The 21757-nt window shown below is 35.0% G+C and carries 28 protein-coding genes and 1 tRNA gene; 24 read left to right on the top strand and 5 right to left on the bottom strand.

Annotation, left to right across the window (positions count from 1 at the left end; all coding sequences use genetic code 11):
• Positions 1 to 195 precede the first annotated feature (195 nt).
• Positions 196 to 591 (bottom strand): hypothetical protein, encoded by a 396-nt coding sequence (locus WKI77_RS00370; RefSeq protein ID WP_337859854.1) that lies wholly within the window; start codon positions 589 to 591, stop codon positions 196 to 198.
• 137 nt (positions 592 to 728) lie between these two features.
• Between WKI77_RS00370 and WKI77_RS00365 the strand changes: the two genes are divergently transcribed.
• Complete coding sequence (locus WKI77_RS00365) at positions 729 to 1487, top strand: exodeoxyribonuclease III (protein ID WP_337859853.1); 759 nt, start codon at positions 729 to 731, stop codon at positions 1485 to 1487.
• A 71-nt stretch (positions 1488 to 1558) separates the two neighbouring features.
• On the opposite strand, the gene WKI77_RS00360 is transcribed toward WKI77_RS00365, so the two are convergent.
• Positions 1559 to 2167: a sulfite oxidase-like oxidoreductase gene (locus tag WKI77_RS00360; RefSeq protein WP_337859852.1), complete on the bottom strand. Its 609-nt coding sequence runs from the start codon at positions 2165 to 2167 to the stop codon at positions 1559 to 1561.
• A gap of 99 nt (positions 2168 to 2266) precedes the next feature.
• On the opposite strand from WKI77_RS00360, the gene WKI77_RS00355 reads away from it, so the two are divergent.
• The 14 genes from WKI77_RS00355 to rsmA all read left to right on the top strand — a co-directional run bounded on the left by WKI77_RS00355 (position 2267) and on the right by rsmA (position 10703).
• Positions 2267 to 2869: a hypothetical protein gene (locus tag WKI77_RS00355; RefSeq protein WP_337859851.1), complete on the top strand. Its 603-nt coding sequence runs from the start codon at positions 2267 to 2269 to the stop codon at positions 2867 to 2869.
• Between the two features lie 37 nt (positions 2870 to 2906).
• Complete coding sequence (locus WKI77_RS00350; protein ID WP_337859850.1) at positions 2907 to 3143, top strand: hypothetical protein; 237 nt, start codon at positions 2907 to 2909, stop codon at positions 3141 to 3143.
• Between the two features lie 33 nt (positions 3144 to 3176).
• Positions 3177 to 4289, top strand: a complete 1113-nt coding sequence (locus WKI77_RS00345; protein WP_337859849.1) for an OFA family MFS transporter — start codon at positions 3177 to 3179, stop codon at positions 4287 to 4289.
• A gap of 29 nt (positions 4290 to 4318) precedes the next feature.
• Complete coding sequence (locus WKI77_RS00340) at positions 4319 to 5011, top strand: ribosome assembly factor SBDS (protein ID WP_337859848.1); 693 nt, start codon at positions 4319 to 4321, stop codon at positions 5009 to 5011.
• A gap of 107 nt (positions 5012 to 5118) precedes the next feature.
• Positions 5119 to 5787 (top strand): exosome complex RNA-binding protein Rrp4, encoded by a 669-nt coding sequence (rrp4, locus tag WKI77_RS00335; RefSeq protein ID WP_337859847.1) that lies wholly within the window; start codon positions 5119 to 5121, stop codon positions 5785 to 5787.
• A complete protein-coding gene (gene rrp41, locus WKI77_RS00330) occupies positions 5787 to 6509 on the top strand; it encodes an exosome complex exonuclease Rrp41 (RefSeq protein ID WP_337859846.1) in 723 nt (240 codons plus the stop codon). The genes rrp4 and rrp41 overlap by 1 nt, the downstream gene beginning before the upstream one ends.
• Positions 6510 to 6511: 2 nt before the next feature.
• Entirely contained in the window at positions 6512 to 7294 is a 783-nt protein-coding gene (gene rrp42, locus WKI77_RS00325) for an exosome complex protein Rrp42 (RefSeq protein ID WP_337859845.1), read from the top strand.
• Positions 7295 to 7298: 4 nt separating this feature from the next.
• Positions 7299 to 7556, top strand: a complete 258-nt coding sequence (locus WKI77_RS00320) for a 50S ribosomal protein L37ae (RefSeq protein WP_337859844.1) — start codon at positions 7299 to 7301, stop codon at positions 7554 to 7556.
• Positions 7549 to 7680 (top strand): DNA-directed RNA polymerase subunit P, encoded by a 132-nt coding sequence (locus WKI77_RS00315; RefSeq protein WP_337859843.1) that lies wholly within the window; start codon positions 7549 to 7551, stop codon positions 7678 to 7680. The genes WKI77_RS00320 and WKI77_RS00315 overlap by 8 nt, the downstream gene beginning before the upstream one ends.
• 7 nt (positions 7681 to 7687) lie before the next feature.
• Positions 7688 to 8830: a tRNA pseudouridine(54/55) synthase Pus10 gene (locus tag WKI77_RS00310; protein ID WP_337859842.1), complete on the top strand. Its 1143-nt coding sequence runs from the start codon at positions 7688 to 7690 to the stop codon at positions 8828 to 8830.
• A gap of 6 nt (positions 8831 to 8836) precedes the next feature.
• Positions 8837 to 9133 (top strand): 50S ribosomal protein L21e, encoded by a 297-nt coding sequence (locus WKI77_RS00305; RefSeq protein ID WP_337859841.1) that lies wholly within the window; start codon positions 8837 to 8839, stop codon positions 9131 to 9133.
• Entirely contained in the window at positions 9130 to 9438 is a 309-nt protein-coding gene (locus WKI77_RS00300; protein ID WP_337859840.1) for a hypothetical protein, read from the top strand. The genes WKI77_RS00305 and WKI77_RS00300 overlap by 4 nt, the downstream gene beginning before the upstream one ends.
• Positions 9439 to 9987, top strand: a complete 549-nt coding sequence (locus tag WKI77_RS00295) for a DUF655 domain-containing protein (RefSeq protein ID WP_337859839.1) — start codon at positions 9439 to 9441, stop codon at positions 9985 to 9987.
• Positions 9984 to 10703 carry a 16S rRNA (adenine(1518)-N(6)/adenine(1519)-N(6))-dimethyltransferase RsmA gene (rsmA, locus tag WKI77_RS00290; protein WP_337859838.1) on the top strand — a complete coding sequence of 240 codons (720 nt, stop codon included), beginning with the start codon at positions 9984 to 9986 and terminating at the stop codon, positions 10701 to 10703. Before WKI77_RS00295 ends, rsmA begins: the two co-directional genes overlap by 4 nt.
• Here the strand turns inward: rsmA and WKI77_RS00285 are convergent.
• Positions 10681 to 11526, bottom strand: a complete 846-nt coding sequence (locus WKI77_RS00285) for an SPFH domain-containing protein (RefSeq protein WP_337859837.1) — start codon at positions 11524 to 11526, stop codon at positions 10681 to 10683. The two genes, rsmA and WKI77_RS00285, sit on opposite strands and share 23 nt — an antisense overlap.
• 144 nt (positions 11527 to 11670) lie before the next feature.
• Between WKI77_RS00285 and WKI77_RS00280 the strand changes: the two genes are divergently transcribed.
• The 7 genes from WKI77_RS00280 (at position 11671) to WKI77_RS00250 (ending at position 18130) form a co-directional block, all read left to right on the top strand.
• Entirely contained in the window at positions 11671 to 12726 is a 1056-nt protein-coding gene (locus WKI77_RS00280) for a hydroxymethylglutaryl-CoA synthase (protein ID WP_337859836.1), read from the top strand.
• On the top strand, positions 12710 to 13882 hold the full coding sequence (locus tag WKI77_RS00275; RefSeq protein ID WP_337859835.1) for a thiolase domain-containing protein: 1173 nt from the start codon (positions 12710 to 12712) through the stop codon (positions 13880 to 13882). Before WKI77_RS00280 ends, WKI77_RS00275 begins: the two co-directional genes overlap by 17 nt.
• 1 nt (position 13883) lies before the next feature.
• On the top strand, positions 13884 to 14288 hold the full coding sequence (locus WKI77_RS00270; RefSeq protein ID WP_337859834.1) for a Zn-ribbon domain-containing OB-fold protein: 405 nt from the start codon (positions 13884 to 13886) through the stop codon (positions 14286 to 14288).
• Positions 14289 to 14496: 208 nt separating this feature from the next.
• Positions 14497 to 15312, top strand: a complete 816-nt coding sequence (locus WKI77_RS00265; protein WP_337859833.1) for an MqnA/MqnD/SBP family protein — start codon at positions 14497 to 14499, stop codon at positions 15310 to 15312.
• A gap of 131 nt (positions 15313 to 15443) precedes the next feature.
• Positions 15444 to 16940 (top strand): cytochrome ubiquinol oxidase subunit I, encoded by a 1497-nt coding sequence (locus WKI77_RS00260; RefSeq protein WP_337859832.1) that lies wholly within the window; start codon positions 15444 to 15446, stop codon positions 16938 to 16940.
• Positions 16941 to 16945: 5 nt separating this feature from the next.
• Entirely contained in the window at positions 16946 to 18019 is a 1074-nt protein-coding gene (locus WKI77_RS00255; RefSeq protein WP_337859831.1) for a hypothetical protein, read from the top strand.
• A 38-nt stretch (positions 18020 to 18057) separates the two neighbouring features.
• Positions 18058 to 18130: transfer RNA gene (locus WKI77_RS00250), tRNA-Pro, on the top strand.
• A gap of 245 nt (positions 18131 to 18375) precedes the next feature.
• On the opposite strand, the gene WKI77_RS00245 is transcribed toward WKI77_RS00250, so the two are convergent.
• A complete protein-coding gene (locus WKI77_RS00245; RefSeq protein ID WP_337859830.1) occupies positions 18376 to 18585 on the bottom strand; it encodes a CDGSH iron-sulfur domain-containing protein in 210 nt (69 codons plus the stop codon).
• A 92-nt stretch (positions 18586 to 18677) separates the two neighbouring features.
• On the opposite strand from WKI77_RS00245, the gene WKI77_RS00240 reads away from it, so the two are divergent.
• A complete protein-coding gene (locus WKI77_RS00240; protein WP_337859829.1) occupies positions 18678 to 20051 on the top strand; it encodes an NAD(P)H-hydrate dehydratase in 1374 nt (457 codons plus the stop codon).
• Positions 20052 to 20074: 23 nt separating this feature from the next.
• On the top strand, positions 20075 to 21247 hold the full coding sequence (locus WKI77_RS00235; RefSeq protein ID WP_337859828.1) for a class I adenylate-forming enzyme family protein: 1173 nt from the start codon (positions 20075 to 20077) through the stop codon (positions 21245 to 21247).
• Here the strand turns inward: WKI77_RS00235 and WKI77_RS00230 are convergent.
• Positions 21235 to 21711, bottom strand: coding sequence for a hypothetical protein (locus tag WKI77_RS00230; RefSeq protein ID WP_337859827.1), 477 nt, complete (start codon positions 21709 to 21711; stop codon positions 21235 to 21237). The two genes, WKI77_RS00235 and WKI77_RS00230, sit on opposite strands and share 13 nt — an antisense overlap.
• Positions 21712 to 21757 lie beyond the last annotated feature (46 nt).

The following is a 21757-nucleotide window of genomic DNA, read 5'->3' as shown; positions in this document are numbered from 1 at the left end:
TTTCCATGATCAGATGCAATGATGTTAACAGAATAATTATTCGGTCCGGTAATCTGGTGGTCTTTATACACATAAATGGTATCAGGCATGTAATAAAATCTATAATATGAAAGTACATAAATTTTATCTGTTTTATCAACTAAAACGGTTATGGTATTTCTATATTGCAAATTTTGGTCCGGTTAAACCTGGATGTTATAATTTATTTCTATACTCCTCTGCTTTTTTGAATAATATTTCAGGGCAATTGAATACTGTAGGTTTATCTGTATATTTTAGCTTATTTGCCAGATAATTGTCCAGTGCTCCAATTTCTTCGCCTGTAGATATATACACCTTTATTTTATTGTGCAGAAAAGTTATTCCCGGGCCACCTATTCCAGGCAATATTACTGAATTAACCTTCTCTTTTATCAGAGATTCCAGAAGTGGCAGGCCACCATCATCCTTTATTTTTAATGCCACATTTTCATATCTTTTTATTAAAATATACTTATCCATATTATCTGGTATTTCATATACGTGGACTTCACTTGCCTTGCCGGGCATATCTACCTTATCTTCAGTTACAGGCACAGCCAGTATCTCCATACTAAATAATCATAGATATGTATATAAACATTGCAACTTATATTCGGAATACAACAAAGTTGTATGAACAACAGGAGCAAAATCAGTTCAAAAATCTGTACAATTTCTTTTATATACAATATAATTATAACATGAATATGAAAATATTATCATGGAATGTCAACGGTTTGCGGGCCGCTGTAAAGAATGGAATTACAGACACTTTAAAAAAAGAAGATCCCGATATTATTCTGATGCAGGAAATAAAGGCGGAAAAAACTGAGATACCGGAAGAAATACATCACCTTGGATATAAAATATATACAAATTCAGCAGACAAAAAAGGATACAGTGGCACAATGGCACTGTCAAAACTGGAAGTAGAAAGTTATACTGAAGGCATTGGTGATGAAATATCAGATTCAGAAGGCAGAGTACAGACATTCGAATATGATAATTTTTATCTTATAAATTCATACTTCCCGAACTCACAGCACGGGCTTCCAAGACTGGATTACAAAATAAAATTCAACAATAAAATTCTTGAATATATGGATGGCTTAAAAACTAAAAAACCGGTTATAATTACAGGGGATTTCAATGTAGCCCATGAGGAAATAGATATAGCAAGGCCTAAAGGAAATGAAAGAAATGCTGGTTTTACCATAGAGGAGCGTGATTCCATGACAAATATGCTATCCCATGGTTATATTGATACTTACAGGTATTTCCATAAGGAATCAGAACATTATTCCTGGTGGTCCTACAGATTTAATGCCCGTGAAAAGAATATAGGTTGGAGGATAGATTATTTTCTTGTAAGTGATAATTTTATAAAAAATGTTCAGGATTCCATAATACTGGAAGATGTCAAGGGTTCAGACCATGCACCTCTGGAATTGTTGCTGAATAAATAATCAAATAATATTTAATTAAATCCAGAAAGTGTTTATTCGATTTCAATTGCTTTAAATCTATAAATACAACATTATTTGTCTATTTCTGAATGCCTCCTGATCTTCTTCCATTCAAAGCCCTTGAAACGTTCCTGGTCTTCAACTTTCCCCCTTTCATGGTAGCCATAAGCCTCCCAGTATCCATCTTCATACTTTTCCATTAATTTTATTTCTGTAACCCATTTTGCACTTTTCCAGCCATAAAGCGAAGGCATAAAAGGCCTTGCAGGAAACCCGTGTTTGATCCCAAGGGGCTTATCATCAATTTTCAATGCAAGTACGCTCTTTTCATCAACAGCGTCATCAAAAGGTATCGGCGTATCATACCCATCGGCACATATGAACATAACCCACTCGGCATCTGGCGATGGTTCGGATTTCATTATAATGTCCCTTAATGATGGCCCTGTAAATTTAGCTTCTTTTATTGACCATTTTGTAACACAATTAAAATCTGAAATATATTCAATTCCTGGCATTTTATTTAATTCCTTATATGTATATTCAGCCGGTTTATTTACAAGCCCGGTAACTTTTAAAGACCATTTGTTTTCATCTATGGCTGGTCCACCAAGTGCATCATAGATAATCCAGTTGTCAACATAATGCTGCCCGGGATTTTTAACCTCTATTTTTTCCATCTATTATCCATATTAATTGCCTATTTAACAATTTTTTAAAATTAATTTAAAAGCCATATTTTATATATAATTTCTTATACGATAACACTATTGGCTCTTATGTTTGCACTTTATATTCTGCTTCCAGCCGCAATCGTAAGCCTGGCAATTGTAATAGCAACATTGCATATGATTGCCCCTGACCACTGGACACCAATTTTATCATACTCCATTCATAAAAAGTTCAGAAGCAGTGAAACCGGAACATTATCTTTTGGCCTTGGGTTAATCCATGGAATTTTCTCCGCTGTACTTTCATTTGCAATAGCCATATTTGGAATGTATCTCTTTCCGCAGTTTTATATAAAGGTCTTTGCTGTGGCATTGCTTATTTTTGTAGCAACATACATAGTTATTAATGCCAGGCATGAAAGAAATAAACAGGAATCAAAGTCGAAAGAAATTGAAAAATCTATATTGCTGGTAAGCATAATACCTGATCCTGCTATTGTTCCAGTAATACTTATAGCCGTGGTTTATGGCATTCATTTCGTTTATTTAACATTGTTTCTGTTTGTTATATCATCTGCTTTAGCCCTTCTTGTGATAACACTTTTATTAAGTAAAGTTCTTATAAAAAAACTTGCATCATTCACACCTGAAAAAATTGATTATCTGGTTGCAGTAATTTTATTGCTGACAATAATATTTGTATTATTTTAAGTACAAAATTATTTTTAGTTACATATAATTGTGAATAATGTTTCTAACTTTATTGACTCTTTACGGTTCAACAGTCCTTGCAATGATGATGGTATTCTATCTTCTGGAATCTAGGGCACCAAAATACTCATTATTATTTGCATTGATGTGCTTCGGTTCAGCCATTTATGGTATTCTCTCAGGAGTATATCCATTCGGAGTTATAGAATCAATCTGGGGAATCTTTGCAATAAACAAATTTATTAAAAGAATTCGAATGAAACAAAAATTGTAAGAATATTTATATTATTAAACTTAATTTTGATATGTGAAAAAAGGTTATCTTATAATCGGCGTTGTAATAATGTCTTTTAATTCACTTTATCAATATTCATGGAACGTTTTTGAGCCCTTGCTTAAAACAGGATTAAACGTTTCTCTTGTGGAAATAGAAGTTGCTTTTACCCTCTTTGCCATATTTTCTACAGGTTTTCAGGGTGTTGGCGGTTATTTTGCTGACAAGAATGGGCCAAGAAATATAGGAATATTTTCAGCAGTCTTATCCTCTCTTGGATTTCTGGGCACCTCATTTATCAGCAATCTATACCTTTTTTATATACTGTGGTCACTGGGCAGCATTGGAGAAGGAATATTATATGGCATATCCACAAATCTTGCAGTTAAATGGTTTAAAGGCAGGAGGGGATTTGCGGTGGGATTTGTTTCGCTGGGATTTGGACTGGGCGCCGCGGTTGCAAACATTTTCATAGCAAGGGCAGTGTCATTCAGGGAACCAATGCTTATAATAGGAGTTTCGGAAATAATTATACTTCCTGTACTTTTAATGAAGGCAAAATATCCGGAAACTCAGGCACTGGTCGGTGAAAAAACATCCAAGAATCTTAAAAACAAGAGATTCTGGATACTGTATATATCATTTATACTGGGTGCCATTCCATTAATAGTAGTTTCGGCTTCATTTGGATATCTGGGCGAAACACTGCCACTTGTTGAATTTACAATACTTGTTTCATTATTCCCACTTCTCAGTGGTGTAAGCAGACCTATACTTGGATATATATCAGACCTTATTGGACGAACAAAAGTCGTTATGCTGATAGATTCATTTTTGATACTTGGATCAATATTTTTAATTTTAAGGATGTATGTTTTCGCAATAATATTTATAGGATTCTTCGGAGGTGCAATGATTTCTATGTATTTCTCATTAATAGGGGATATTTTTGGTTCAAGGTTCTCCACTGCTAACAATGGAGTATTCTACACAGGAAAGGCAATATCAGGCTTTCTTGGCAGCACCATATTTGCCGCTCTGTTTTTATTCGATCATGAAATATCCTTTGTATTTGTTTTAATCTCAAGTATAAGTGCTATATTTTTCCTTATTGCATCGGTACCAAAAAATAAAATAAAAGTATAATTTTTTATTTAAATAAATCATTATCAACAATGGTAAGTACAGATGAAGCAGTAATCGCAAGATTTGAATATAACGGTTATCGCTTTGAAATCCTTGTGGATCCTGACGCAGCTTCCAGAATACGGAATGGAAAAATAGATCTTGAAAACGATCTCGCATTGCCTGAAATATTTAAGGATGCAAAAAAAGGTGAACGGACAAATGAAGAAATACTGAAGCACGTTTTTAAAACTACAGATATAGCTCAGATTGCAATAGAGATAATAAAAAGAGGGCAGATTCAGTTAACAACAGATCAGAGAAGGGAAATGCTTGAATTGAAAAGAAAACAGGTAATTAATGAACTTGTTCGTGAAGCAATAAATCCACAAACCAATACACCAATACCGGCAATAAGGATAGAAGAAGCTATGGAGGAGGCAAAAGTTCGGATAGATCCGTTTAAAGGAGTTGATGAACAGGTTCAAATGGTGCTCAAAGCAATAAGGCCACTGATACCAATAAGGATGGAAAAGGCAAGGCTCGCAGTGAAACTTTCTGGTGACGCATATGGAAGGCTTTACGGTGATATTGCGAAAATGGGTACCATATTAAAAGAAGAATGGTCAAATGCAGGTGATTACATATGTGTTGTGGAAATACCGGCAGGAATGCAGGGTGATTTGATGGATCTAGTGAACAGAAAAACAAATGGTGAGGCAGACATAAAATTATTAAAATGATTTTTAAATCCATTTACTATTAAAATCATTTATATATTAATGTAAAATCAATCACAAAGATAAATATATTACGAATGTATATTTCATAAAGTAAAAGGTGTATTCAATTGGAGACAAAAAAAATAGTTTATCCTGGGGATAAAATAGAGATAGCAGAATTAAAACCCAGAAATGGTATATATGAATCTGATTCAGAATTTTTTTCTGAATACTTTGGCGTAATTCAGGAAAGTGAGAAATTTGTTGATGTAGCTCCATTCAACAGCCCTTATTTGCCCAGAACCAATGATAAGGTTATTGGAAAAATAATGGATATAGGCCCAACAATGTGGACAGTGGATATAAATTCACCATATTATGCTATTATGCATATGAACGACACTCCGTGGCGCGTTTCTTCTGGCGACCTTAGCCGTTATTTAAAGGTTGGTGATTATATATATGCAAGGATTTCAGTATCCAACGAGATAAAGGAAAGCTGGGTATCAATGAGAGATAACGGAATGAGAAAACTGGAATCAGGGCGTGTTATATCCGTAAAGCCTCCAAAGGTTCCACGTGTTATAGGCAAAGCAGGGAATATGATAAATATTATAAAAAACTATACAAATACCAAAATAATTGTAGGCCAGAACGGATTTATCTGGATCGACGGTGATCTTGAAAATGTTAAGAAAGCCGTAGCAGCAATAAGAATAGTTGAAAAGGAAGCACACACAATAGGATTAACAGATAGGATGGAAGAATATCTTAAGAATATGAAAGGTGAAAATTAATGGAAGGAGATATAAAATTGATTAGAGATGATGGGCTCAGGCTGGATGGGCGTGCCCTTAATGAAATGCGCCCTATAAAGATTCAGACCGGTGTAGTTGACCGTGCAGATGGGTCAGCTTTTATAGAATGGGGAGCAAATAAAATTATGGTGGCCGTTTATGTAAGGGAAGCATATCCAAAGCACGCACAGAATATTGACAGGGCTATAGTAAAAGCCAGATATAATATGTCAGGATATTCAGTAGAAGAAAGAAAACGCCCCGGTCCCGACAGAAGAACCATGGAAATATCAAAGGTAATTTCCGAAGCTTTGTCTTCTGCAATAGTTCTGGAAAAACTTCCAAGAGCGGAAATTGATGTTTTTATACAGGTTCTAGAAGCTGATGCAGGAACAAGAATTGCAAGCCTTACAGCCGCATCAGTAGCTATAGCAGATGCTGGAGTTCCAATGAGAGATATTGTTGTAGGATGCACAGCAGGAAAAGCTGATGGAAAAATTGTCCTTGATCTTTCAAAGGATGAAGATAATTTCGGGCAGGCAGATATACCCATGGCAATCCTGCCAAGAACTGGAAAAGTTGTTCTTCTTCAGCTTGATGGCGATGTGTCTGAGGATGAATTGAATCAGGCCACATCAATGATGATGAATGCAATGCCCAGAATTTCAGAATTGCAGAGAAATGCTTTGATGAGCAAATACAGTTTAGAGGATGGTGAATAAAAATGCCGATGGATTCAAGTGCAGTATTATCCGAAATCAGAAAGGGATTTATATTAGAAAGCATAAAAACAGGAAAACGCCTCGACGGAAGAGGGCTGGAAGATTATAGGGAAATTAAAATAACCGAAAATTTTATTCCAAAAGCAGCCGGATCCGCCATGGTAGAGCTAGGTAAAACAAAAGTTGTAGCTGGAATAAAGGTTGAAGAAGGAACTCCATTTGAGGATTCTCCTGACAGTGGTGTAATGGCATTGAATATAGAGTTGCTTCCAATGGCATTTCCAACCTTTGAATCCGGCCCTCCAAGTGAGCAGGCAATTGAATATTCCAGAGTTGTTGACAGAGGAATAAGAGAAAGCAAGATGGTTGATACATCAAAACTGGTAATAGAATCCGGAAAAAGAGTATGGATGATATTTGTTGATATAGATGTGTTAAATTATGATGGAAATATAATAGATGCAGCTACAATTGCAGTTGTTGCTGCATTAAAAAATACCGTTGTTCCAGCTTCCAAAATCGGGCAAAAGGATTATAAACTTCCGCTCAATGCAACCCCAGTGGCTGTTACCATGGCAAAAATCGGTGATGAACTTATATGTGATCCGGATCTTGAAGAAGAACAGATTTCAAATGGTAGAATAACTGTAACAATTTCAGAGGATCACAATATTCATGCCATGCAAAAAGGCGAAATTGGAGAATTTTCACTTGATGAAATAAGAAAAGCTATAAAAACATCAAGTAATACAGGCAATAAATTAAGGGAAACATATTTAAGGTGAATATATGACAAAACACACAGTAAAAGTAGGGGCTTCAGGCCGTTTCGGTCCAAGGTATGGTGTTACAGTAAGAAAAGCATGGAATAAAATATATAAACAGAAAATCAGCTTTTATACATGCCCATCATGCAAGCAGAAGAAAGTTAAGAGAATAGCCAATGGTATATGGGAATGCAGGCATTGCGGTTACAAATTTGCCGGTGGATCATACACACCGGAATACAGCAGTGAAACTGTAAAGGAGATAAACAACCATGTATAAATGCATAAGATGTGGAAGACAGCTTGAAAAATCCTTTGGCACCACAGATATAGAATGTGAATGTGGTTCAAGGGTATTTATAAAGGAAAGGCCTAACGTAGAAAAAGTAGTAAAGGCCAGATAATTTTTTTATGAAAGATTTTAAAGAATTATTTACAGATGGACTGTGCATAAGATGTACAGGCCGCATTTTTGCAAATATTGATACAGGGCTTACGGATTATGAGAGAGGAACAAAACTGGAGTTTGCATATAAAGCGTTTTACGGTCCGGTAAATGTGCCGGATACATGCAGAATTTGTAGGGGAATTTTCAATGACTTTGAAAAATATTCCAGTATGGTAAAAGATGCAATAGGAACCAGAGAGTACTCAACAATATTAATTGGTTCAAAATTCGAACCGGAAATAATGCTGGAAGAGGAACTAATTCAGAATAAATTTGGCAATAATGGAGAAAGCATAAAAAAGGAATTTAACAGAGAATTTGGCAAATATTTTACAAAGATAACAGGGAAAGAATTTTCAAAAGATTCAGACATATTAATCGAAATCAATACAATTTATGATAATGTGGAACTTATAGTAAAGCCATTATATATCTATGGAACATATATAAAAAAAAGAAGGGATATGCCTCAAACAAGGTGGCTGAATGGAACCGGTGATACACTGGAATCAATTATAGGTGAAATACTTTTAAAACTTGCAGGAGGAAAAAATTATAAATTCCATGGGTCAGGCAGGGAAGATGTTGATGTCATGATGCTTGGCAATGGAAGGGAGTTTGTCATGGAGATTAATGAACCTGCAATAAGAAACATTTCCTTGAAAGAGTTTATGGACGAAGTGAATAATTCCGGCAATAACATATACATTTCAGATCTTGAATTTACAGATAAGAAAACTATAAAGCAAATAAAGGAAGCTGCTTACGACAAGACATATCTGGCAACAATAGAATGCATAGATCCATTTAATGAAAAAAAGCTTCAGGAATCCGCTTCCAAATTTGAAAATTATACAATATCGCAGAGAACTCCGGAAAGAGTTTCCGGCAATCGATCCGATCTTGTAAGAAAAAAAGAAATAAAATATATAAATATAGAAGATATACATGATAAGGAAGCAAGAATAAAAATAAGGGCTCAATCCGGGACATATATAAAGGAATTAATAAATGGCGACAATGGAAGAACGGTGCCAAATCTTTCTTCAGTCTATGGGGCTCAATTGAAAGTAAAATGCCTGGATGTATTAAAAATAGAGAGGTGAATAAATATGACAACAATGTCTAATGGAACCAGATCAGGTTCAAGAAGCAAGTTAAAGAAGAAAATAAAACAGAGAGGAATGCCAAAGGTAAATAGCCTTTTAAAGAAATTTGAAGTAGGTGAAACAGTTGCAGTTGTAATTGATCCAGCCATACAGAAAGGAATGCCTTTTCATAACTTCCAGGGAAGAACAGGAAAAATTACAGGTATGCAGGGTAGTTGCTACATACTTAAAATTAAAATTGGGAATACAGAGAGAAAAATAATATCTGCGCCTGTTCATCTCAAGAGGTTAACTCAATGAAAATAACCTATAAAACCAATAACGAAGTTTATAATGCCCTTATAAACATAGAAGATAGAACCACAAGCGAAAACGATACTTTAACATATGTGGAGAAATTTTTAAAGTATGACAAGGATTTCGACATAAAACAACTTTATAACGATATACTTAAAGTGCACAAATTTCCAAAGGAAACAATAATTAAAATTATAGACATTAAGCCTTCTACACCTGAGGAACTAATGGCAATATTAAACTCGTATAACATTACTGTAGATAACAAAGTTTTAGATAGTACAATCGATATACTTAGGGTTTTATAAATGGAAGAATATGCTTACATAATAGATTATTTGTCGCAGGGAAGGTCTGAAGACAAGAATTTCAGAAAATCTCCACTTATACTTGCAATCGGGGAAAATGAATTTAAACTGCTTGAAATACTGCCAAAACCGGATGCAGTGATAACTGTGGGCGATAAAATATATATTGGCAAATCACCGGAAAAAAGAGATAAAATAATATCTATAAAACGTAGAATAACGTATAAGGAACTGACAAGTGCGGCAATCAGCGAACTTCCATATGCAATAGAAAGTATTATAGACGATGATCCAGGTAGATTTATCAATTTTTTCAATAATGCAGAAGCAATAAATGCAAGAATGCATACACTGGAGCTTCTCCCGGGGCTGGGAAATAAAAGTATGTGGGCAATTCTGGACGAAAGAAAAATATCTCCTTTCAAATCATTTGATGACATATCAGAGCGTGTTAAAAGCGTGCATAACCCGAAGAAAATGATAGTTAACAGGATACTGGATGAGCTGCAAAACAGATATGAAAAATACAAGTTGTTTGTTGCAAAATGACCGGAAATTTTTCAAAAAAATACGGGCAGGTATTTTTAAACGACAAAAACCTTGCTGCCCGTGAGGTAAGGGCCCTTGGCCTAAAACCATCTGATAGTGTTCTGGAAATTGGACCCGGCAACGGGATTCTTACCGATCTTATATTATCAGAACCTGTTAAACTTACTGCTATTGAGCCTGACCATAGATTTTATGAAAATTTAAGCATCAGATATTCAGAAGAGATCAGGTCAGGAAAATTTAAAATTATTAAGGAAAGCTTTCTTGATACAGAACCTTCGTATTACAATCATATTATAGGAAATATACCATATAATTTATCATCACCAATACTGTTTAGACTATTAAATTTTGATTTTGACTCCGCAATACTCATGGTTCAAAAGGAGTTTGCAATTAGGCTGGTAGCCATGTCAGGCACAAAGGATTATTCCAGGCTTACAGTTAATGCATCTGTCAGGTCAGATATAAAAATACTCTTTAAGGTAACCAGAAAAGTTTTTTCTCCTGTTCCGAATGTAGATTCCGCCGTAATATCAATAAAGAAAAAACAATTTGATATAGATATTGAAAGTTTTGATAAATTTCTGGCAAAAATATTTTCAATGAGAAGAAAAAAATTATCAACAATATTAAATTATAATGGGCCTTTCAGTGAAAACAGGCCCGGAGATCTGGACGTAAACCAGTTAATTATTGTTTACTCCCACTTGTAGTGCTGTTGCCAACATTTCCAGTACTCTTGCTTAATATATTATTTAATGCTGTTGCTGTAAAGAACTGCGATGTATCTCCAACGGTAGGTACATTCTGCGGTATCATTATAAGTGAACCTTTTCCTTCAAGCCCTATCTGATATACTATATCCATCCATCTCAGCTGGAAAGCTGTCGGATTGTTTGCATACTGTTTTGCAGCATCCACCATTTTACCGGCTGCTTCAACTTCAGCAAGCGCAAGTGTAACTCTCGATCTCCTTTCCCTTTCTGCAGCAGCCTGCCTTGACATTGCATCCTGAAGTGTTTGTGGAACAAGTACATCCCTAATTTCAACCGATGATACTTTAATTCCCCAGTGCTCTGTTTTTTCATCAATGATCTGTCTCGCGGACTCACCAATTTTTTCTCTTTCTGATAATATTTCATCGAATGATGATTTACCCAGAACTTCTCTCAATGTTGTCTGTGCAGCAAGCTGAGTTGCAGCAGCATAGTTTTCAACATTTAATATAGCCTTATCAGGGTCAATAATCTGGAAATACATAACTGCATCGACATTTACAGGAACGTTATCCTGGGTAAATGTTGACTCTGTTTTAAAGGCCACTGCCTGTATTCTCGTTGAAAGAACAACCGTTATTTTACTTATAATTGGCGTTACATAAACAAGCCCCGGTCCTTTCAATCCGGTATACCTTCCAAGAGTCAAAACCGGTGCTCTCTGCCATTCTTTCAAAATATGAATTCCTGAAAGTATGACTGCCACTATTATTATTACGACTAAAATTAAAAGTACTTCTCCAATATCTATACTTGCCATAACATAACGATGAATAAATCCTATATAAAGCTTTTTAAAAGATTTTAATTACTGAATTTACTATCAGAAACTTATCTTCTTTATACGGTAATAAGCGAATTATTAAACGTGAATTTTTATATATGCCCTTATACTTATCTCTTTATGTCTGGAATAGTAAGTTACGGATCATATATCCCTGTATACAGAATAAAACCAGAGGAAATCGCCAGGATATGGGGTGATGACCCAGAAAAAATGAAAAATAACCTTTTTATACTGAGCAAATCAGTGCCTTCCCCGGATGAGGATGTTGCTTCAATTTCTGTTGAAGCAGCAAGAAACGCTTTAAAAAGAAAGAAATTAAATCCACACGATATCGGTGCAATTTACGTGGGTTCAGAATCTCATCCATACGCAGTTAAGCCAACAGCAACCATAGTTGCAGCTGCAATTGGAATGCCCCTTCAATATTTTGCCGCTGATTACGAATTTGCATGCAAGGCAGGTACAGCAGGAATGCAGAATGTTAAGGCAATGGTTGATGCTGGCTACATAAAATACGGTATTGCTATAGGATCGGATACATCACAGGGAGCTCCTGGGGATGCCCTTGAATACAGTGCCTCCGCTGGCGGTGCAGCAATGCTTATTGGTAAGGAAGATGTAATTGCAGAAATCAACGACACTTTGTCAGTCTCTACAGATACGCCCGATTTCTGGAGAAGGGAAGGTGAGCCATATCCCAGGCACGGAGAAAGATTTACCGGAGAACCGGGATATTTTAAGCATGTTATAGCAGCAGCCAAAGCAATGATGGACAGAATGGGAACAAAGAATACAGATTATGATTATGCAGTATTCCATCAGCCAAACGGAAAATTTCCCACAAGGGCTGCAAAAATTCTTGGTTTTACAGAAGAACAGTATAAAACAGGTCTTATGACGCCATATATAGGAAATACATATTCCGGTTCTACGATGATTGGCTTATCTGCAATACTTGATGAAGCAAAACCCGGTGACAGAATTCTTGCTGTTTCTTTTGGTTCAGGTGCTGGTTCTGATGCTTTTGATATTACTGTAACAGAAAATATGAAAAATTATAAGCGTGAAAACGCACCTGCAGTGAGAAAAATGATAGAAAAGGTAAAATTTATAGATTACGCTATGTATACAAAATTTAGAAAAATAATTGTTATGGGTGATAGCCTTGAGTAATGAAGTTTATATTATTGGCGCTGGAGAAACAAAGTTCGGCGAATTGTGGGATAAATCATTGAGAAACCTTGCAGTAGAAGCAGGTTTAAAAGCTATTGAAGATGCTGGAATATATTCCAGGGATATAGGTGTTATTTACGGAGCTAATTCACTTGCTGGAATTATAAATAAACAGGAAAATATAGGGGCATTGATAACGGACTTTTCCGGCCTATCAGAAGATGGAATACCATCACTCAGAGTTGAATCGTCAACAGCATCAGGTGCTGCGGCACTTAGGGAAGCATATCTTTCTATAAAATCAGGCGAATACGATGTGGCAGTTGTCGGTGGAGTTGAAAAGATGACCGATATACATGGAAGTGACATACTTGAAAAGTTATCTTCTATTCTTGACCGTGAATGGGAAGCATTTTTTGGTGCAACACCTGCGGCAATGGCCGCTCTTATTGCCAGAAAATATATGCATGATTTTAACGTTGAAAAGGAAGCATTATCAATGTTTTCTGTAAATGACCATGCAAATAGCTCAAAGAACCCTGATGCACAATTCAGAAATAAATTGACACTGCAGCAGGCAATGAATGCAGTGGAAGTCGCAGACCCATTAAATCTGATGGATTGCTCTCCCCTGAGTGATGGCGCTGCAGCCCTTGTTCTTGCTTCCGAAGATTTCATGAAAAAAAATAAGCGCGAAGGTGTTCACATATTGAGCTCTGCCGTGGCTGAGGATTATCTTTCTGTAGGATCCAGAAAATCAATATATACTCTGTCTTCTACAAAACTGGCAGCTGAAAAAGTATTTCAGAAGGCAAAGATCAAAAGGGATGATATATCATTTATGGAGATCCATGACTCATTTTCAATATATGGATTACTGGAAATGGAAGATCTAGGATTTGCAGAAAAAGGAAAAGCAAAGGATTTAGTATATGACGATATAAAACTGAACGGAAGACTGCCGGTAAATCCGTCTGGAGGATTGAAAGCTAAAGGAGATCCATATGGTGCAGTTGGTGTAGGGCAGGCTGTAGATGCATACAGGCAATTAAAGGGAGTTGCAGGGGCTAACCAGATTAAGAATGCCAGGTACGCACTTTTGCACAATATGGCTGGAACTGGAACATCTTCAATAATACACATACTGGGTGAATAAAATGACAGAATTATCAAGAATCTGGAGAGAAACAGAATATAGATACAATCTTATTGGATTTAAATGCATGAATTGTGGAACTTCATATTTTCCTCCAAGAGATATATGCCCTAAATGCCACAGGGAATCTATTGGAAAGATGGAAAAAATAAAATTCAGTGGTGATGGTGAAGTTATTTCACACACACTTGTCCATGATGCAGCACCGGCATTTAAAAGGCAGGTTCCATATATACTTGCCCTTATAAAATTGAAGGAAGGCCCTGTAATAACTGCTCAGATCGTTGATTGCGATCCTGGTGATGTTGACATTGGAACCAAGGTTCATGCAGTCTTCAGAAAAATAAGGCAGGATGGGGATAGCGGTATAATAGAATATGGATATAAATTTGTAATAAATTCCTGATAAATATTATTTTATTTTTTATATAATCAGCTCTATTTAATAGAATATTTTTTTATTTATCCAGCTTTACAGGAATTTGAGTTTTTGAAAAAATAGAATACAAACTACGGTAAAAGCATTAATTTGAGTGAATTAACCACATCATATTTCAATTCCAAAAAAATATTCATAAGAGGAAATACTTTTTACTTTATTGCAATATATATGTATGAAAATGATAATAGCACACACACCGGATCCGGACGACGCATTTATGTTCTACGCCATGTTTGAGCACAAGATAGAAACATCTTTTGATTATGAACAGGTTGTAAAGGATATCGAAACACTTAACAGAGAGTCTGTTGATGCCAACTATGATGTTACTGCAATATCAGCAAACGGTTACATGCATGTTGCCGATAAATATGATCTTACAACATCAGGAGCAAGCTTTGGATTGACCTATGGCCCACTTGTAATAGCAAAAAATAAAATTGACCTGAAAGGCAAAACAATAGCCACACCGGGAAAATATACATCTGCTGAACTGTTATACAGAATGTTTGCCCCTGAAGCAGGAAAATTTAAGGAAATAAGATTTGATAAAATAGTAAATTCAATTATGGAAGATGAAGTCGATGCAGGGATAATAATTCACGATGAGCAATTAACTTTCCAGAACAAAGGCCTTGTAAAGGTTTTAAGCCTTTATGATGAATGGAAAAAATATGCAGGGGACCTTCCAATACCGCTGGGATTCAACGCAATTAAAAAGGACATGCCTCTTGAATACAAATTAAAGTACAAAACCGACTTCGAAAATTCAATAAAATATGCAAAAGAACATGAAACAGATGCAGTAAAATATGCCATGAAATATTCGAGATATGATGATTTTGAACTGGAAAGAAAATTTATTTTAATGTATGTAAATGATCTTTCTATAGACTTTGGGGAAACCGGACGAAAAGCCCTTGATTTATATTATAAAAGAGCAGCCGAAAAAAATATAATTAAACCATTCAAACCGGTAATAGTTTAATGAAAATATTTTTATATTTGATTAATAATTTATGATTATTTTTTCATGATTCTGAAATTATAGAATAATTTAGTTACTCTGGGAATAAAATTAACTTTAAATATGATTTTATAATTACGTTTTTGGTAAACATGTTCATATCATATCCGGTTTGGGATAGTGCAATGTTCGCTTACACTATATCTTCGCATATACTGCTGGTCTCATTGAGTATGGGCCTTGCAATTATGGTAACCATTGCAGAATTCCTTGCACTGAAAAAGAAAGATAAATATTATGACACGCTTGCATACAAACTATCTAAAGCACTTGTCATATTTTTTGCCGTTGGTACTGCTTCAGGAACAGTAATGGCTATGGAATTATTCCTTTTCTGGCCAAATTTCATGAAGCTGGTTGGGGAGGTTTCCATGGGTCCTTTCTATGTTGAAGTATTTTCGTTCCTGCTAGAAGCTATTGCCCTTCCAATGTATGTATATTTCTGGAAGGATTTTAAAAATAGATGGGAGCACTGGGGATTGAGCCTTGCTGTTACAATAGGAACATATCTATCAGCTTTTACAGTTACTGAAATAAATGCATGGATGAACACTCCAAATGGTTTTAATGTAGAGAAATTTGTGACTACAGGACAGGTAACAAATGTAAATCCTTTTGCACCATTTCTCACAGCTTCTACTGCTGCTGAAGAACTCCATATGTCCGGCGCTGTTTATTACGCAGGCATAGCAATGATTCTTGGATATTTAATATATAAATACATAAAAACAACAAATATGTCCGAAAAGATGGTTTACAGAAGAGGAATCAATATAGCTGCAGTATTTATGATTCTCGATATTATATACCTTGGGGCAACAGGGTCAAACGAGCTTTCAACTTTAATGGTTATAGAGCCAATAAAATATACCGCACTGGAGCTTGATTTGCATGCGACAATAGGGACATCATTTGCAACCATGGCCCCTGAGCATATTTTTGGTATACTCATAAATCATAAACTGGCTTATGCACCATCATTTCCATATGCACAATCTCTTCTGGCGTTTCCTTTCACATTTGGCAAAGGTTCAATTCCTGGCCTTATACCCTTAACAACGTATAATGGTGTTACGGATTACGGTGTCTGGCCTCCATACGTAGTGCATGACACTCTTGATCTGATGGTTGGCTTTGGAATGCTAATGGGCTTCTACTGGTTATATGTAGTAATACAGTACTTCAGGAAAAAAGACCCATTAAGCAACAAAACCACACTTCTTGCAGGAATTGCCTTTGCTATAATGGGTGTATTTACAATGGAAGATGGATGGTACACAGCAGAAGTAGGAAGAGTTCCATTTATTATAAGATCACCCGTAGCCGGAGGTTTTGTCGTCAACGGCGTTAAATATTATGGAACAATGACCATAGCTCAGGCTGCATCAACCTCACCAATTGTATTTCCGCTTGGAATAGCAATTATAGCATTCTACCTCATAGTGTTCCCCGTGACATTCTATTTCGCAGGGAAGGTCATGAAACTATCTAATGTAGAGGAAGATTTAAAACTGGGCGAAGATGATTTAAAGATGGAAGAAGAAAGAAAGAGAAACAAAGGTGTTTCCGCAAAAGCAGGGATGAGGTGAGATAAATGGCAGATTTAATTTACGGTTTAAATATTGATGTACTATTTTTAATCGTGGTAGTGGCATCCATGGTTACTATGTTTTCAACAGAAATGATGGCTGTTGTTCCAATTGCAACAAGATTCAAAGAAAATAAAACCAGAATAAATGTTTTATCTTACATAGTCCCGGTTTGGGAAGTTGTTGGAACATTCTTCGTACTGTGGCTTGTAGATATGGAAAATGTTATACCGATACTGATGCCTTCAATATCATATGCATTATTTCCATTATTTGCAACATTTATCTTCTTCCTTGTTGTAAGAAACTCTTTTATCGTATATGCGGAATTTATATGGCATGAAAAACAATATTTTGATGAGAGGAAACTTTATTTTGTATATACGGTTGCAACCTTTATTATGGGTATAATGGCACTCTCTATACTTGCAGCAATATCAAGCGGATACGGCGTCCATCTTTATGGCTATGGTGCAGTTTCATATAAACCATATTCTGACAGTTATACAAATTTCGGTGTATTCTACTCACATTTAGGCGTCATAGGATTTATTATCGGAGCCCTGATAATGGCAAATGGACTGGGAATGGTATTTTACAAATTAACTGATATAAAAACGCCTACTGGCAAATTCCTTCCATTAATACTTGTTGCAATAGGACTGGCCATATTTATGTCTTCTTATTATTCCATAACAGCAAAGGATTATACAGTCAATAATATTTATATAATAATACCAATAATACTGGCTCTAATTATACCCATACTCTATATCTTCAAAGAAACAACATATATTGCATCATATAAGCCATTTATTATATTGTTAACTATTATATCACTCGTTTTTCTGGAATTAAAGGAATATCCATATGTATTTGGAAATGCAAACATAGTATCCTATATACCTGCTGTTACAACGGATACACCAATGCAATATCTGGTATTTCTAATTTCATTTATAGGCGGAACATGGCTTGTACTGATGATGATATACTATGCCTATGTATCAAACCACAGAATTGCAAAACTCATACCTGAAACTCCTACTCCCAAAAAAACTGTTAAAACCAAACAATAAATATAAATTTTATATACCTTTTTAAACTGTAGTTACAAGGGGCTGTGGGGTAGCTTGGTATCCTACGGGCTTTGGGAGCCTGAGACTCCGATTCAAATTCGGGCAGCCCCATTTTTATTTTTTAAGTTTATAGAAATATTTATTCTTTAAAATTATCTGATTTACTGCGTGGCTAGTTTAAATTCAATTAATGTCAGTACAGGAAGAAAATGATGCATTAAAAACTTCAGGAATCTTATAAGTTTAAAATTTAATATACAATAAAATAATAATGAAATACCGCTATGATGATATTTATTGATAAATGATTGAATGATTAATGACGGGCAAGCTGAGCGGTATTAAATTTAATTTATTCATTCTTTTTTATAAAATGAACTTACTTCCATTCTATTTCCGTTGTGGTCATAAACATATAATTTATTTCCTTCATCAGTGGTTTTCATATGGTGCCCATCACAATATGGCTTATTTTCTGACAATCCACAGGCACAAAGATGGAGTTCTTTATCACCGACTTTTACCATATAGGGCTTATCTCTTTCATGCAATACTATTCTTGACATAATTAATTATTACAATGTCATATATATTATTAATGTGAATTCTTCAGCTATTCGTTGAGTTATGTTTAAGTACGCCATAACAATATTTTTTTATGGATTATCTTGATGAAAAATGCATGGATATTAATTACAAGAGCATTTATGGCGATACATATGAATTGATGAAAAATGCAGGCAAAGCTGTATCAGATTTTGTAAGATCAAAGTTTCCTGCTGCAAAATCAATAGCTATAATATGTGGTACCGGCAACAATGCAGGAGATGGTATATGCGCTGGAGAATACCTTCTTAAAAAATATAAAGTTTCGGTTATATTAATTAAAGGAATAAACAGCCTGAAAACTCCGGAATCCAGAAGGGCTTTCAATGATTACAACGGAATTTATTGTTCTGTATCATCTCTCGAACTCATAATTTCAGAGTCAGATATAATTATTGACTCAATATTTGGCACAGGAATTAAGGATGAACCTGGGGAACCATATAGCAATATTATCGATACTATAAACAAAAGCGGAAAGCCAGTTATATCAATAGATGTGCCTTCAGGATTCCCATCAAGCAAAAAGATAAAACCTGAGTATACTGTTACGTTTACAGATATTAAAACTGGAATGGGAATAGAAAACAGTGGCGAAATCTCTGTATGCGATATTGGAATTCCAGAGGCAATAAAATCCACCGCAGGGCCAGGAGACATGGTGTATATGCCCGTTTCCAGTCCAGAATCCCATAAGGGAATGAATGGTGTAATTGGAATTCTTGCCGGCTGGGAATTTACAGGAGCAGCAGTTATGTCATCATTATCGGCATATAATGCAGGCCCTGATCTTGTTAAGGTATTTTCAAACAATGAAAATAGGCCAATAATACTTTCCTACAATCCGGGATTGATGTTTTATTCTGTAAAAAATTCGAAATTTCCAGATTTATCAAAAATGGATTCACTGCTTATTGGCCCAGGAATGGGAAAAACCCAGGATGCAATAGATTTAATGAGATATGCGCTGAGTAATTATAAGGGGCAATTAATTCTCGATGCAGACGCTTTGAAAGTTATAAAACCTGAAGAAGTTGCTGGCAGAAATGCCATAATAACGCCACATAGGATGGAATTTACTGCATTTACGGGAATGGATCCTACTGAGGAAAATGCAATGATCGTTGCGAAAAAATTTAAAATTGTAGTTTTATTAAAAGGAGAAATTGATATAATTACTGATGGCAACAAAATAAAACGCTCCTGTGGCGGCAACAGCAGAATGACAATGGGCGGAACAGGAGATGTGCTGGCAGGAATGGTTGCAGGCATTGCATCACGTAAAGTAAGTCCATTTAATTCTGCCGTACTTGGTTCAATGATCAATAAAAAATGCGGTGAAATAGCATATAAAAAATATGGCAATTATTACAGTGTAATGGATATGATAGAAAATATTAAAAATGTTCTGAATAATAAGATTTAAACCTTTTTAGCCATTCTATTATAATGATTGAAGCCTTAAATGGGCATGTGAATATACCAAACATTTCAGCATACGCACTTCTGGAGAGAAATACGGAAGTGAATGGAAGCCGGCCTGCAATAATATTTTATGAGAAATACATAACATACTCAAAATTACTCCGTTATATTGATTCCATGGCATATCAGCTTCAGCATGTATTGAATGTGAAGAAAGGCGACATAATAGGAATTGCAATGGATTATTCGCCCCAATATATCATTTCCATGCTTTCATGCTTTAAAATTGGAGCTGCCCCTCTTATAATTGATGGGAATCTTGACGAAAAAACAATTAATGAGTATGCAGAAAAGCATGGCATAAATGTAATAGTAATATGCAAAAAATTTGTTTCAAAGGCTATTAATGAGAAAATAAAATATATTGTATCGGACCCTGACGATTTTCTCACTCTTGGCAAAGCAATAATATACACTATAAAACATTATAAACGGATAAAATATGGAAAAAATATACTGAAATTTTTTGAATTTATATACAGCGGGAATAATGATCATGGTTCTGATGAATCTGGCTTTTCAGAAATTATGTTTTATATTCACGATAAACTTTTTGTATTTACAGTGAAAAAATTCATGGAATCAACATTTATACTAAATTACTGGTTACCAAAGTTTGACGCACGCCCTAAATTTTTCTCATCAATAGTGCCTTCAACTCCTCTTGGAATAGTATATTCCCTATTGCTTCCATTCACATTTTCAGGAACTATTATAATCGATAAGATTAGCAGCATATCCAGAACCACTCCGGATTTTCTAATAGGGAATCCAGATTTTTATTCCAAAATAATGGATATTAAAACAAATATTTTTGGTGTAAAATATTGCATAATGCCATTTTTCGCTCCTAAAATAGAAAATGCTCTTAATAAATTTACAAAAATTCCCTTGATAATGGGCAGATCAGATGAATACACACTTACCACGCATATAAATCCATTTGATGATATCAGAAAAGGATCCTTTGGCATTCCACTGAGCTATGTTGAATGCAAGCTGGATGATGAAAATAATTTACTACTAAAAACGCCATTTTTGCCATCAGTTTATGAAAATGGAGTAAAAAGTCATATTGAATGGTATAATACAAATATTAGAGTACAAATTATCGACAAATATTATTATGCACTTTGATTCAAATATCTGGAATTATATTTTTTTAACAGATTCCCAAATAAAAGTGCTAAAAGGAAATTTGCAACAACGTATGATACGAAATAGAAAATCATGCTATACATTCCAGCTATGCCAAGTTCATCTGCTGTAATAATAACAAAAAACACGAGCCAGTATGCTATTACAAGAAATTTTATTTTTCCATTCAGTGTATTTCTGGGAAGAATATCAAAATACTTTGCAAGCAGAATAGAATAAACTATTCCAAAAATTATGCCCAGCAAAAATATATCAAATACCTGGCGAATGATTAAAACTGTAAATAAAAGCGAGGCCTTAGAAGAAGTAATGAGTATACCGTATGCAAAGGCAATTTCACCTATAAATATGTAAATTATCAGTACATTTACTATAGATGCAATAAGAAAATATATGAATCCTGATTTTAATCCAGCAACAATAGATTGTCCGATAGATGACATAACCCAATATAGCAATATACAATTAATATTTTTATGTTTAAAAATT

This window comes from Ferroplasma sp., from assembly GCF_037442045.1.
Taxonomy (GTDB): Archaea; Thermoplasmatota; Thermoplasmata; order Thermoplasmatales; family Thermoplasmataceae; genus Ferroplasma.
Note: the sequence above shows the minus strand (reverse complement) of the source record. Positions and strands in the feature narration are given on the sequence as shown.